Source organism: Gluconacetobacter tumulicola, from assembly GCF_014174215.1.
In the GTDB taxonomy this organism is placed as follows: Bacteria; Pseudomonadota; Alphaproteobacteria; order Acetobacterales; family Acetobacteraceae; genus Gluconacetobacter; species Gluconacetobacter tumulicola.
Genome location: NZ_JABEQL010000004.1, coordinates 66,067 through 80,414, shown reverse-complemented (window position 1 = coordinate 80,414; position 14,348 = coordinate 66,067). Strand labels below are relative to the sequence as shown.

Annotated in this window: 9 protein-coding genes; 1 reads left to right on the top strand and 8 read right to left on the bottom strand. The window is 63.3% G+C overall.

Translation table 11 applies throughout. The features are described 5' to 3' along the window. Positions 1–14: 14 nt before the first annotated feature. Positions 15–236 (top strand): hypothetical protein, encoded by a 222-nt coding sequence (locus HLH29_RS04175; protein ID WP_182964760.1) that lies wholly within the window; start codon positions 15–17, stop codon positions 234–236. Between the two features lie 57 nt (positions 237–293). Here HLH29_RS04175 and HLH29_RS04170 read toward each other — a convergent pair whose 3' ends face one another. From HLH29_RS04170 to HLH29_RS04135, 8 genes are all read right to left on the bottom strand, one after another. Beyond that, a complete protein-coding gene (locus HLH29_RS04170) occupies positions 294–2,723 on the bottom strand; it encodes a TonB-dependent receptor (RefSeq protein ID WP_182964759.1) in 2,430 nt (809 codons plus the stop codon). A gap of 214 nt (positions 2,724–2,937) precedes the next feature. Beyond that, positions 2,938–3,969, bottom strand: a complete 1,032-nt coding sequence (locus HLH29_RS04165; RefSeq protein ID WP_182964758.1) for a 2OG-Fe(II) oxygenase — start codon at positions 3,967–3,969, stop codon at positions 2,938–2,940. Between the two features lie 96 nt (positions 3,970–4,065). Further along, complete coding sequence (locus HLH29_RS04160) at positions 4,066–5,937, bottom strand: CocE/NonD family hydrolase (RefSeq protein WP_182964871.1); 1,872 nt, start codon at positions 5,935–5,937, stop codon at positions 4,066–4,068. A 123-nt stretch (positions 5,938–6,060) separates the two neighbouring features. Then, positions 6,061–8,586: a TonB-dependent receptor domain-containing protein gene (locus HLH29_RS04155; RefSeq protein WP_182964757.1), complete on the bottom strand. Its 2,526-nt coding sequence runs from the start codon at positions 8,584–8,586 to the stop codon at positions 6,061–6,063. Positions 8,587–8,939: 353 nt separating this feature from the next. After that, entirely contained in the window at positions 8,940–10,433 is a 1,494-nt protein-coding gene (locus tag HLH29_RS04150; protein ID WP_182964756.1) for a cytochrome P450, read from the bottom strand. A gap of 300 nt (positions 10,434–10,733) precedes the next feature. Further along, positions 10,734–11,720 carry a lysophospholipid acyltransferase family protein gene (locus HLH29_RS04145; protein WP_220791362.1) on the bottom strand — a complete coding sequence of 329 codons (987 nt, stop codon included), beginning with the start codon at positions 11,718–11,720 and terminating at the stop codon, positions 10,734–10,736. A gap of 102 nt (positions 11,721–11,822) precedes the next feature. Further along, entirely contained in the window at positions 11,823–13,025 is a 1,203-nt protein-coding gene (locus HLH29_RS04140) for a DUF1501 domain-containing protein (protein ID WP_182964755.1), read from the bottom strand. A gap of 2 nt (positions 13,026–13,027) precedes the next feature. Continuing rightward, on the bottom strand, positions 13,028–14,335 hold the full coding sequence (locus tag HLH29_RS04135) for a DUF1800 domain-containing protein (protein ID WP_182964754.1): 1,308 nt from the start codon (positions 14,333–14,335) through the stop codon (positions 13,028–13,030). Positions 14,336–14,348: the final 13 nt, after the last annotated feature.

Sequence of the window (14,348 nt, the reverse complement as noted above, 5' to 3'; positions counted from 1 at the left end):
AGGGAGATATCATCATGGCGCAGGACGAGCAGGATGACGCGATGCCCTATCCCTCGTCCTTCGCCCCTGTCGACGGGCTCGACCTCGCCCGGCGGATCATGATGGGCCTGTTCTTCACGGAATGTCTGGCATTGATGACGCCAGTCATCGTCCTGTCCTGGCACGATCACCGGCCGGACGACGCGTTTCCACGCCTCTCGGACATGAAAAAGCCTTTCAACGAACCCGTTCGCTGAAAGGCTTTTTCAGAATTCCGGTTTCCCTGAACGGCGCCCCGAAGGGCGCCGCATGGATCAGAAGCCGGTCGAGACCGTCACGACCGCCGTGAAAGGCGTCTGGAGGTAATAGACAGGCTGCGCACCGGTAATGGTGCTGCCCCTCACGCCCGTCACCCCATTGAGCGTGTTCTGGAACGTGTAGACACCGCTGCGGAACTTCGCATTGGTCAGGTTGGTCATGTTGAGCTGGATCTGCGGCGACTTCAGGAACCCGAGGCTGCCGAAACGATAGCCGATATTGACGGCATCGGTGATGTAGTTCGGGATCGAACTGTCGTTCATCAGCGTGGCGTACTGCTTGCCGACATATTTGATCTGTGCCCCCACGAACAGGCGCCCGTCGTCATAATCCAGGCCGAGGGCCGCCATCACTTTCGGGCTGTTGATCTGATTCTTGCCCTTCGTAGGCAGGTAATCGGCGATCGTGACGCCATTGCGAACGCCCGTCGTCCCGATATTGTTGTCGATCCGTGCGCTCAGATACTCGAACGAGGCATAGGGACGCAGATGATACAGGATCGGACGCGTCGACACCTGCACATCGACGCCGCGCGACGTCTGGCCACCGGCATTGACGGTCTGGCTGTAGCTGGCCCCACCCGCTGAATTATACTGGGTCAGGGTCAGCAGGCGGTTGGTCATGTTGTAGTTGAAGAACGAAACGCTGCCGATAACCGTATCGCCGTTGTAGCGATAGCCGATTTCCTCGGAGATCGAATATTGCGGCACCGAAGCCCCGCCGCGCTGGGTCTGCGCCGCCGACGTGTTGGAGTAATAGTCAACGAGCGAGGTGTTCGACGGCACCTTGAAGTTGGTCGCGCCATCCACGAAAATCTGATGGTGGCGGTTGAAGTTCCACGCAATGCCGATCTGCGGCAGCGGCTCGGCCACATGCAGGTTGCGGTTATAGATGCCGCCGGGACCGGTGACGTAGTTATAGACCCGCCGCGTCACCATGGCTTCCTTGAAGCCCAGGTCGATATGCAGCTTGCGATCGAAATAATCCATGCTGTCGCCGATGAACAGCATGTTGACCTGCGACAGGCTCAGGAAGTCGCGATAATTGTAGGGCTGGCCGTTCGGCATTTTGACCAGGGCATTGGTACCCCAGATATTGTACGGCTCGCCGGTTGCCTGATTGACCCTGCCGACGGGCGAATATTGCAGCAGGTTGGCATATTCATACCACCAGCCGGCGGTCAGGTGATGATGGCTGCCGAGCTGGTAATTGACCTTGATCGTATTACCGGGGCGGAACTGCTCCTGGTTCGACGGCGTCAGCGCCAGATAGGTGGCGCCGTTCGTCACCCGCCCGTCACCGGTCAGGTCGATCGGCACATAGGCGCCGCCATAATAGGTCTTGCCCTCGGTCAGCGTCGAGGCGCCGGTGCCGTTACCGATCCCGTGCCAGAAATAGGCGCTGTCGTCGATCGACAGGCGCGAATTGACGACGATATGGCTCGGCAGGATGGCAACGACGTTGCGGAACGGATTGACGTGCAGCCTGTAATAGTTGGCATCCTTCACGCCGCCGTAATTGGCATCGTAGTTCGTGCTGTAGCCGGTCGTGCGATATTGCGACAGGCTGGGGTTCAGGAACGAATCGTTGACCTGGTCGTTGTAGGAAACGGTCAGCCCGGTATGGCTTCCATTCTCGAAATCCTTCACGAGCTTGAAGTCGTAATGGAATTTCTCCGACAGGCCGGGGCCGCGATAATTGTTGGCCTTGGTATGGCTGAAGGCGAACATGAACCGCACGCCGCTATTGCCGATATCGCCTGAATTCAGCTTCAGGAACTGGCGCGTCATGTCGAACGAACCGAACGAGATATCGAGCAGGCCACCCATCTTGTGCGAAGGATTGCTCATCGTCGCCTCGACCAGGCCGCCGGCACCGCTGACGATCGGGCTGTCGAGATTGACCGAACCGGGCAGCAGCGAAACCGTCTCCAGATCCTCGGCCTCCAGCACCTCGTTCGAATAGAACTGCCCGCCGCCGATATCGTTCAGCGGCATGCCGTCCAGCGTCCAGCCGATATTGGTCTGGTCGAGGCCGCGCACCATCGTCGATCCGGAATACAGGCCGAAGGAATCCTGATCCATCACGTTGGCGCTGGGCAGCATCTTCAGGATCTGCTGGATGTTCGTGGTCGGCGACTGTTTCGAGATGAAGTCGCGCGTGATGGTCTGGATCGCCTTGGGGTCCTTTTCCACCCGCATCAGGCCTGCGCCGGGCGAACGGGTCAGCGCGGTGCGGCCGGTCACGTTGACGACCTCCGTCTTCGCTTCGCCCTGGACCGGCGTGGCCGCCGAAGCGGCAGGCGTCGACGCCGTTGCCGTGGTGCTGGGGGCAACGCTGGTCGTCTGGGCGCGCGCCGCCACACCGGTCAGACCGGCGACGGCAGTACTGGCAAGAAGAACACTCAGGCGAAGACGTGTGACCATGTACAGGACGGCCTTTTTCTTATCATGAAGGGAAGAAGCAAACAAAATCCCCGAAATCATCGAAAATCCACAATAATTCCGGAAAACCTGACCACTCCGTCAAGCTCGTATCAGCAGCCAGCTTTCGCAAGCAACTGCCATTCTCATGGTCGATCGCCTTGACCGAATCCTGTTGCAAATTTGCATCATTATGGGTGAGTGAAGGCCGGGTGCGTCAGGCCCTCGCAGCCCCCGGCGCGTCGTGGAGAAAGGGAAGGCAGGCATAGCGGCGGCCCCGCGTCACAGGGGCGACCGCATGAAGGACCGAGCAGGAAAACACGATCGCCCCGCCCAGGGGGGCTGTATATCGCGCCGGACCGATTTCCGGAAAGCTCAGCCCGCCCCCCTCGAAATCGTCATTGAGATTGATCGAGACGGCGAAGCGGCGATGGGCCGTGGCCGTAACCGTATTGTCACGGTGCGGGCCGAAGCACCCATGATCGGCGGCGTCATAACAGGCCACGATCATGCGTTCCATGCGCGTGACCTGGAACTGGAAATATTTTGATATTTCTGGAACGATACGATGTATGACACGATGCTGAAGCTGGGCGACCAGCGCCGGATCGCGCAGCACGCAGTCCCGCCGGCTCTTGAAGCCGATATCCGTCACAGGCAGGGAGCGCCCCGGTTCCTGCTCGGTAAAGATGGCCGACTGCACGCTGGCCTGCGCATGGAAATAGCGGATGAGCATCTCGCAGAGCGCGGGCTCCAGCACGTCGGGCAGCATCAGGGCGGGCGTCGGTACCTGCCGTTGCACGGCCAGGGCGTCCGGGAGGTGCCGCAGGAAGGACAAGACCTGCCTGATCGAGGAGGGTTCATCGTCCGCGATCGCGGCGATTCGCAGCATGGGGTCCACCAGCACCAGACTCCTGCCCCCGGCCGGCACGCCATAATAGCCGGCGACCAGCCGGTCCGCATCCAGGAAATGCCGTACCCCCGGCGGCGGCGCGCGCCGCCGCCCCGACAGCTCGTCGTCCGAATCGGCGCTGACGCCGAAGAGCTGGCAGCGTACCCCGTCGAAGACAGGATCGCCGGCCAGATGTACCAGGCGTTCGCCGATATCGGCACCGGCGGCGGATGGAAAGAAATAGAGCAGGTTGTAACGACCGGCCGCCATGTCGAAACTGTACCGGCCCGACGGCGTGGTGCAGCGCTGGGTGAACCACGGAGCCGGATCACCGGGGGCGAGGAACCGCCTGTTCATGCCATAATCCTTCGCCGCGAACCCGCAGGCACGAAATCTGCGCGAAGCGGTACCGGATGCACAAGAGAGAAAAAGCGCCCCCCAGACAGCGAACGATCAGGGCCCCTTCACCGGGGCCCCGTGAACCTCCAGCCAGCTCCGGGCGAGATCGACGCTGACCGTGGCCGGACGATAGGCCTCCTTCGGGGCGAGGAAGATATTCTCCACATAGGTCTGCGGATTGCGGTCATAGAGCGGGAACCAGCTTGACTGGATCTGGATCATGATCCGATGCCCCGGCAGGAACGTATGGTTCGCCAGCGGCAGCACCATGTCATAGGCCTGCGCGACATTGGCCGGAATGGGATGCGGCTGCGCGAAACTCTCGCGATAGCGGCCGCGCAGGATGTCCGCGCTGATCATGAGCTGATACCCGCCCATTTCGGGCTGATCGGCCACTTCATCCGGATAGACGTCGATCAGCTTCACGACGAAATCGCCGTCGGTGCCCGTGGTGGTGGCCGTCAGATGCATATGCGGCTGGCCACGGACGACGAACGGCGCCGTCAGCACCGGCGAGGTAAAGCTCAGTACGTCGGGGCGCGCGGCCATGTTGCGCTGGTCGGTCGCCAGCCAGTCCCGCCAGTTCGAGCCCGGACGCCCCTTCGAGACGATGGGGCGCGCCACATAGGGCACCGGATGATCGGGGTCGGACACATAGCGCGCAACCCCCGCATCGACGCCCGGCGCCTGCGCGCCGAGCCCCTGGCCGGGTTCGAGATGCAGCGTGGTACAGCCCGAAGCGCAGCCCCGTGGCGGCAACGCGTCCGCGTTCTCCCATATATTGTCACCGGTACGGAACGCCGTGACGCGCGCGGGCAGCGGGACGCTGCCATCCTTGAGGTAATGGGCCAGGAACGGTTCCAGAATATTCCTGCGAAAATACAGGCCGGTGTCGGACCGCAGCTTGACCGGCCCCAGCGTGCTGGCCTCGCGGATCTCGCCGCCATGGTTCCACGGGCCGACGGCCAGCCAGAGGCGCGACGCCGCCGCCGGATCTTTTTCCAACGCATAATAGAGGGCAATGGCGCCGTAATTATCCTCCTGGTCCCACAGGCTATGGACCAGCAGCGTCGGCACCGTCAGCCCCTCGCGCGGCAGCAGCCGGTCCAGCGCCTGTTGCTGCCACCAATCGTCATAGGCCGGATGGGCCAGGATCTGGCGGAAGAAGCCGATCTGGTCCATGCCGCGCACGCGGCCCGCCGCCCCGGCCGACCCCGCCCGCAGGAAGACGTCATAGGAATCGTACTGGCTCGCCCACCATGGGGCCGTATTCTTCGGCGTGCCGTCCTGTTCGTAGATATAGGGCAGCATTTCCTCGCGGAACGCGCCGTTATGGAACCAGTCGTCGCCCATCCAGCCATCGACCATCGGATTCATCGGCACCGAGACCTTCAGCGCCGGATGCGGATGGAACAGCGCCGTGATGGCGGTATAGCCGTCATAGGATACGCCGATGATGCCGACCTTGCCGTTGCTTTCAGGCAGGTTATGCACCAGCCATTCGATGGTGTCCCAGGTGTCGGTGGCATGGTCGACCGAGGTACCGTTCAGCGGGCCGCGCAGCGGGCGGTTCATCACATACCGCCCCTCCGACCCGTATTTGCCCCGCACATCCTGGATGACGCGGATATACCCGCCATCGGCGATCACATCCGGCATGTTGTCATAGCCTTCCAGCATCGGCCCCATATTGCCGCTGGAAGCGAAGGCGACCATGTGGTCGGCATTATAGGGGGTGCGCGTCAGCAGGATCGGCGCACCATGGGCCCCCTTGGGAATGATGATGACCGTATGCAGCTTCGCACCGTCCCGCATGGGAATCATCACATCCCGACGGACATGATCGAAGCTGGCATCCTCCACCTGGAAATGGTCCGGCATGTCGGGGGCGATACCGCCGCCGGGGGCGGAAGGCTCCCCCGCCATGGCCGCCCATGGCAGGATGGCAAGACAGGCCGAAAGCAGCAGGATCTTTCTCACGCGACGCTCATCCTCGGGCGCAGGCTGGGACAGAAGGCCGGGCCATGCGGGCCCGGCCTGCGACCGGCATCAGAATTCAGCCGAGATGGTGCCATAATATTCGCGCGGCGCCGCGACGAACAGATTGGCATTGTCATCGCCCGAAACCGACGCCGCGCCATAGACACCGCCGATGTAATTCTTGTCGAACAGGTTGGTGACCCCCAGGGTGGCCTTGAGATTCTGCGCGAAGCCGATCCGGCCGAAATTATAGGCCAGGTTGAGGTTCGTCACCCAGTAGGCCGGGATGGACTGGTCATTGAGATAGGTCATTGGGCGCGAGCTGATATAATTCGCGTTGAAATTGAACATCACCTGGCGCCAGGTATAGTTCAGGTTCGCCTTGTACATGAACTTCGGATAATAGACCTGGTGCTTGCCCTTCAGGCTGTATGTCGTGCCGCCATAATTGATGGAACGGCTTTGATATTGCGCGTCGTTCCAACTGAAGCTGTTGGTGATTTCCAGCCCCCGCACAGGGCGGACCGTCGCCATGACATCCGCCCCGTTCATGGTCTCCCGCCCGACATTCAGATACGCGCTGTGCGCCGTCGCGGAACTGCCTTCGGTGATGGAGGCCAGGCGGTTGTAGTAATCGGTATGATAGAAATCGACCGTTCCCGAGAAGATGCGCGAATCATACCGGTATCCGACGATATAGTTCCATGTCCGTTCCGGCCGCAGCACCTTCGTATTCGCATCGAAGACCTGCTGGGCGGTCAGCCTGGCATTTCCCAGGCCGCCCCACGCCGTTCCGCTCCCCGACTGCGAGTAATAATCGTAGGCGCGCATATTCTCGGCGATATCCCAGTAGAATTCGTGATGATCGAGAAAATGGTAATCGAAGTTGAAATGGGGCAGGAAGGCCGACGACGCGGTCAGCGTTCCGGTTGCGGCATGACGATAATAGGTGTTCCAGCCTTCGGCATCGAGCTGGCTGGTGAAATCCTTCTTCGTGCCGCCATGGGTCGTCTGGGTCAGGGATTTGAACCCGGCCAGCAGGGTCATGCCGGGGATGATCGTCCAGCGATCCTGCAGGAAGAACTGGAACGTATTGGTGTTGTACGTATCGTCATACCACGTATGGGCCTGGCTGGGCTTGAAGTCCGAGTTCCAGTTATGCGCGTCGTGCAGATAATCCTCATACAGGCGCTGGTTATAGATCCACTGGTTGTTCTCGTACCACAGGCCGGTATCGATATGGTTGTTGTGCGGCGCCTCGATCGAGAATTTCTGCGTGAAGCCCAGGCGGCGCATGGCGGCATGGGCCATCTGCAAGGCCATCGGCACGCCCGAGACCGTGCCGTCGGCCAGCAGGGCGGGCACCCCGTAGCTGGGCGAGGTCACGAAATTATTGGTGCCGCCATGGATGGCGCTGCTGATATCGCCATAGGCGACCGTGTCGGAGGCGACATTCTTGAACAGGTCGAAATGTCCCGTGACCGCCGAGAGATAGGTACGCTGCACCTGGGAAGCATCCCAGGCATAATCGCCGATCTCGTCATTGGACAGGATACCCTCGTAGCCCGGCGGGACATCACTGGTATATTGCGCATAATAGGCCCAGAGCTTGGCCTTTTCGTAATCCGGCTTCAGATAGGTCGAATAGCGGCCCATCTTCTGCCACATGTTCTTCGTCATGGTCAGGTAATTTCCCTGCGTGAAATTACCGTAGCCGAAGAAGGCGGTTATCCTGCCCCGGTCGCCGACCGGCTGCACGACCTTGGCATCGGCCTGCAATTCGCTTTGATAGCCCTGCCCTTTCCACAGATTCGTATTGGTGCGGGCGAAGGAGGCATAGAATTTGGTGCCGGTCGGGTTCAATATGCCGCTGTCCACGCGCCCATAGGTGCGATAGGCATTGTAGCTGCCGAATGTCTGGCTGATCTTGCCGCCGGCCTTGTCCTTGGGGTCGGAGGTCGTGTAGGTCATCGCGCCGCCGAGATTCTGCGCCGAGAACGAATCCAGCGCGCCGGCCCCCTGCGACATCGTCATGCCCGCCAGATCGTCCTGGATCATTGCCTGGGTAATCGACACGCCGTTGTTATTGGCGAAGCCCTGGGTGCCGAGCGGAATGCCGTCCAGCGTCGCGCCGATCTGCATCTGGGTAAAGCCGCGCACGTAGAACGTATTGCCGTACGTATCCAGGCCGAAGGCATCGGTCGAAGCGAAATTGGCCCCCGGTGTCGTCAGGGAGAGAATCTGCATCGGGTTCGTGCCGGCAACGAAGCGATCCATCACCGCACGCGTGACGGCAACCTCGGCGCCGTGGCTGCGGACGCGCGATGCCTCGACCTGGATCGCTTCCGGGTCGTCATGAACCGGCGCGGCACGGCGGGGATGCTGCACGGCAGCAGGCCGCATGGCAATGGACGTGGCAGGCTGTGCCGCCGTGCCGGGATGCGCCTTCTTCGCATGCAGCTTATGCGCAGGCCTCACGACCTCGGCGCCCGCCGAGGAAACGACCGAAACCACCGCAAGGCCCGCGATCGCCGTTGTGCGAAGCAACCCGGCCCTGATACGCGGGCCCTGCGTCGACCACCGCCGAACAGTCATTTCGTCTTCTCCTGCCAGATGCGCAACATGCCGACACGGCACTCCTCCGGCCCGATCCGACCGCCCGGCGCCGGATGAGCCATGCCGCGTCAACTATTTGTCTGAATAGACTTTGTTAGATTACTGCAATGTTACGATTCAATAATATTGACCGTCAACAATCAAAAACAACCATCTCTCATAACCTGAGGTTAAGAGGCTACCTTGAAAGCCCCCCACCGCGCGCGGCAGGGACATGCGCCGTCGATGATGATTGCACGGATGGCGGCAGGCGCGGCGTCGCTGACCTGTCCCAGGTCAGAACATCAATGAATACGGCTCCCATGGAACCGATAACGCCGTCCGGCCGCCGGTCAGGCGGAGTAAGGACAGCCGACAGCCGCCATCTCTCTTTCCCGCGCGGGCGGGGAAGTCACGGTGTCGCTTGCGGGACCGCGCTGCCGGTGGACCAGCATCCCGGGCAGGCCATCGCGCGGCCGCAGCGTCAGCCGGCATTGCGGCACGATCTTCTGGTCCGGCGGCAGGACGATGCGGAACCGCTGCGCCAGGATGGCCAGGCAGAGAATGGCCTCGGTCATGCCGAAATGCTGGCCCGGGCAGACGCGCGGGCCGCTGGCGAAGGGGATGTAGCTGTAGGGTTCGGGCCGGCCCCCGTCCATGAAGCGTTCCGGCCGGAATTCGTGCGGGGCCTCGAACAGGCTTTCGGTCCGATGCAGCAGCCATGGCACGATCAGGATCAGCGAACTGGGGCGGACGGCGATATCGCCGATCTGGTCCGCATCGCGATTCTGGCGGGCCAGGATCGGCACCGGGGGATAAAGCCGCAGCGTTTCCTCAATCACCGCCTGGCACCAGCGCAGGCGCGGCAGGTCTTCCACCGTCGGGGCACGGTCGCCGCACACGGCGGCGATTTCCTCATGCACCGCCCGTTCCACCCACGGCGCGCGCGCCAGCAGATACCATACCCAGGTCAGCGTCGCCGCCGTGGTCTCGTGCCCGGCCATGAAGATGGTGGCGGCCTCGTTCCGCAGGGCCACCGCGTTCAGCCCCAGCTCGGGGTTGCGCTTCTGGCGCCGGATCAGCAGTTCCATCATCGAATTATGGCTGCCCCGGCCGGCCAGATGATCCTCGACGATCCGGTCGATCACATGATGCAGGCGCCGCACCGCGCGCCGCAGGGCCGGCGTGCGCATCATCGGCAGCCCCTCGTCCAGCCCCAGGAAATATCCGGGATTGGTCGAGTCCACCAGCGCCTGATATTGCGTGAAGCTTTCAGACACTTCGGCCGTGTCCGCATGACCCAGTTCCTGGCCGAACACACTGCGCGAGATGATCTCCGCCGTCAGCGCCGCCATTTCGGGCAGGATGTCGATGGTGGTCCGATCGGGGATCTGCTGCCAGCGCCGCGCCATTTCCAGGGCGGTCCGCTCGATGATGGGGCTGAAGGCGGGAACACGGTCCTTGTGCACGATGTCCGAGACCAGGGCGCGCCGCTGCCGCCAGGTCGGGCCGTCGGAAATGAACAACCCGTCGCCCAGCAGATACTCCAGCGCGCGGCGCATCTGGGGGCTCTTGCGCTCGTAATTGTCGCGCCGTTTCACCAGGATGTCGCGAATCACCTCGGGCGCATTCACCAGGACGATCTGTCGTCCGAGGATACGGATCTGCGACACCTTTTCCCGATAATCGCCGACGCGCCATATCGAGAGAAAATCCTGCCGGGCCTGCAGCAGCAGATTCAGATATTTCCCCGGAGGACCGGCATAATACGCGGCATGTACCGGTTCCAGGACGTTGTCGGAAACATGTTCCACAATCTCGACCGGCTGCAGGAACCGTGCGCGCATCAAAAAGCCCCTGACACCTCTATCGGAGACCGAGCATTTATTCACAACCTGCCAGAGATGTCAATAAATGAGGCGAATTTCCCGATTTCCGTCACATTTCGAAAAAGTAATAGTGTATTTTTATCAAAATTCCTCATAACATCCATCCGCGCCTCGTCCTCCCCTTGAGGAAGTCATACAAGGATCGTATTACGCGAATTCTTTGGAACGACAGGCTCCACCCGGTCAAATCCATGAGAATTTGATCGTTTTAGAACCTGTCCGGACATGCACTGGCGGCGGGAGCAGGCAACCGGATCGTCAGGATACGAGGCGATTATCGACAAAATACCATTGCGGTGCATGCATGCGTACAAGCGGTTCCACAATCCCGTTCAGGTGCTCGACATCGTCCAGCAGGGATGACGCCGCGTCATCCAGCGCGAAAGGTTCCAGAATCGTCAGGGTGAACCGCACCCCCGCTTCCCGCGTCAGATAAACCGGGCAGATCCGCGCGCCCGTGCGGCGGGCCAGGCGCGCCACCAGGGCATAATTGGTTTGCAGATTGGCGGGCCGGCCCAGGAACGGCGCCCGAATCTGGCCGTTGAACCCTTCGTCGCAGAACACCAGAAGCTGCCCGCTTTCTTCCAGCACCCGCAGGGCGGGCCGCACGGCCTGGCGCCCGGGCGGCAGGAGCGCGATTCCCGCACGCGTGCGTACATGCCGCACGATCCAGTGCCGGGCCCGACTGCGCGGCGGATCGTAATTGAGCGAGACCTTCAATCCCAGATCGGTCAGGCACTGCATCAGCACTTCCCAGTTGCTGAGATGCAGCCCCATGAAAATGACCGGCACATCCAGGCATGTTTTTAAATGATCCACACCGACGCGACGCACGCCGCCCGACCTGCGGGCCAGGCGCGGCACCGCGGAATATTCGACCATCTGCCGCCCCTGCGAGTCCACATAGGCATCCACCATGTCCGCGATGGCATCCGGCGCATGGTCGGGAAAGAGCGTTTCAAGATTGGCACGCGCACGCTGCAGGGGGACGGCATAGGCCCGCGGGACCAGCACACGCCCCAGCCACCCGCCAAAATGCGAACATAACGTGGCCGGGACCAGCCTGAATGTAAAAAAGAACGTCAGGTCAAAGATATTTCCACGATTATCCCGCACCCAGTAGCGCAGGAAACGCCGACGGGCCTCGCCGCCGGCCAGCAGATCGACCAACGACGGCGCCGCAGCCGGCTGGTATGTCCACGCCTTGCGTTTGCTCGGCGGCGGAGGCGGCACCATCAGGGACATGGGTGGAAGACCTGTGCATCGGAAGGAAGAGTTGGAAGCAATACATGTCGGCGAGACCGATCATACCGTCCTTATCATTCCGTCACGATGAAAAAACAATTCCTAGGCGACCCGCACCAGCCCATGCATCCTCTCGCCCCTCGTCCCCGGAAAGATCCGCGCCAGCGCGCCGCCGGGCACGCCCAGATGGTCGCACAGCACCCCGGCCGCGACGGCACGCAGGTCGGTCGTGGGCGCCAGGTCCCGGTTTTCGAAAAGCTGATCCTGCCGCAGGCCGGGCCACGTGCCGCCGACCCGCCCCCCGGCGACGGCCCCGCCCATGAGCAGAGCGACGGTTGCCGTGCCATGATCCGTGCCGCCGGTACCGTTCATGCGCACGGTCCGCCCGAATTCGGTCATGGCCAGCACGACCGTCCGGCTCCAGTCCGCCCCCAGCGCCCCGCGCAACGCCTGCACGCCGCGATCGAGCTGGCTCAGAGGCCCCTTGAGGCGACCGGCCTGACCGGCATGGGTATCCCAGCCGCCGATCTCCAGCGCCGCGACACGGGGGCCGTTCGGGGCCGTCAACATGCGGCCCGCCGTGGCGGACAGGACGGAAAACGCATCCGGCTTGCGCCCGTCGCCCGAAGCCGGCGCGGCCGCTTCCATGACGGAATCGGAGAAGCCACGCGCCCTCAGCCCGTCACGAAAGGCCGGCCCCGTAACAGGATCGGCCGCGTTGAGCGCCGCGATCTGGCTGTAGAGTGCCGGGTCCGGATGCTGGCTGCCGGCCGGGGCGAAGGTGCCGACAGGCGCGGGCCCGCGCAGCATCAGCGGCACGGACAGGCCCATGGCCAGCCCGTAGCCGTCCGGGCGGCGGCCGCGCCCCGGCAGGGCGGCAACGGCGCGGTTCAGCCACCCGCTGTCCAGCCGCCGGTCCGCGCCGCTTTCAAGGTAATCCTGGGCCTCGAAATGCGACCGGCTGCGATAATGCCCGGCCACCGCGTGGATCGGCAGCATCTGCCCCGCGCCATACAGATCGTGCATTCCCGCCAGCGCGGGGTGCAGCCCGTAGAAGCCGCCCAGGTCCAGCAATCCCCCCTCCCGCCCCGGCTGGGGCAGCAGAAGATCCCGCCGATGCGTCGCGATATCGGGGTCGCCATAGGGCGTGACGGCGGCAAGCCCGTCGAGCGCCCCGCGCAGGATGATCACGACGAGACGCGGATCGTCCGGGCCGCCGCCCGAACCGGCGAGGGCCAGGGAGGCCCGCCCGCAGGTCCAGCTTGCGGCAAGCCCCAGCAGGGCGGAACGGCGACGGAGCATCATGGTCAGCGCCTCTGGAATTCGGGGGAGGAGAACAGCAGGGTCAGCGCATCCTGCCGCGATCCCGCCTGACGCATCGCCAGCACGGTCGGCCGGCGCAGGGCCGGCCCCAGCGCGGCATGGGCGATATCCAGCGGATCGCCCGAACGGACATGCGCCGCCATGCGCCAGGCCCAGTCGGTGCGCGCCAGCATGTCGGCCGGGGCGGACCAGTCCGCCGCCCGGTCGCTCCATCCGTTCGGCAGCGGCGCCGTCCACAGCGGCTGGCCCAGCTTCGCGAAGGCATCGAGCAGACTATGCGCCGGGGCATGCGGGTCGTCCGGGCCGCTTGGCGCACCGCCCAGCGACAGGGCGCGCATGACCGCGGTGGCATAATCCATCGGCGCGCGGAACTTGCCGCCGGGCCGGCCGGCATCGGGCAGGTCGGCCAGCGCCAGCGATGCCGCGCCCAGATCGCCCCCGCTGGCCCGCAGGACCGACACGATGCGGGCGACATCGCGCGGTGCCGGCGTGTCGGAGATGAAATGGCCGACCAGTTGGGTCGCGATGTGGCGATAGGTCGCCGGATGCGTGCCCAGGACATGCAGCGCCTGCACGCCGCCTTCCTCGCCTTCGGGAAACACCTGCCCCATCAGGGTTTTCGCACCGGGTTCATGCGCCTTGCCGCGAAAGACGAAGCCCGGCCTGTCGGCATGCATGTCGATGCCCCAGCCGGTCAGGATGGCGGCGAACGCCGTCACATCGGCCTGGGTATAACCGGCGGCGGGCGAGACCGTATGCAACTCCAGGCATTCACGGGCCAGGTTCTCGTTCAGGCCCTTGTGGCTCTTCCGCCCGGCCGGACTGTCCGGCCCGATGGAAGACGCATTGTCCAGATACATCAGCATGGCCGGATGCCGCATGACGGCCAGCAGCATGTCCTCGAAACGCCCGGTCACATGCGGGCGGATCGCCTCGCGCATATAGGCGCCCACCACGCCGCGCGTGCTGCCCTGGCGCAGGCTGACGGTGAAATGGTTGAACCAGAACCACGCCAGCCGCTCGCGAAACGGCTGCCCGGTCATCAGCAGGCCGTCCAGCTGGGTCGCAATCTCGGCCCGAAGAATCGGCTTGAGCAGCGGATCGCCCTGAAGCTTCTCCTGCCGCTGCGTACGCAGGGCAATCAGGCCGTCGGCGGTATCGCCAACCCCCGTGAAACGGGCCTCATCCGGCCCCTGGAGCTGGGCGGCCAGCCAGTCGCGCGAGGCCTCCTGCGGCAGATCCAAGCCGCGCTCGCCCCAGCCGAACCGGTTGATGACACCGGAAAGCTGCATGACACTCTCCCGC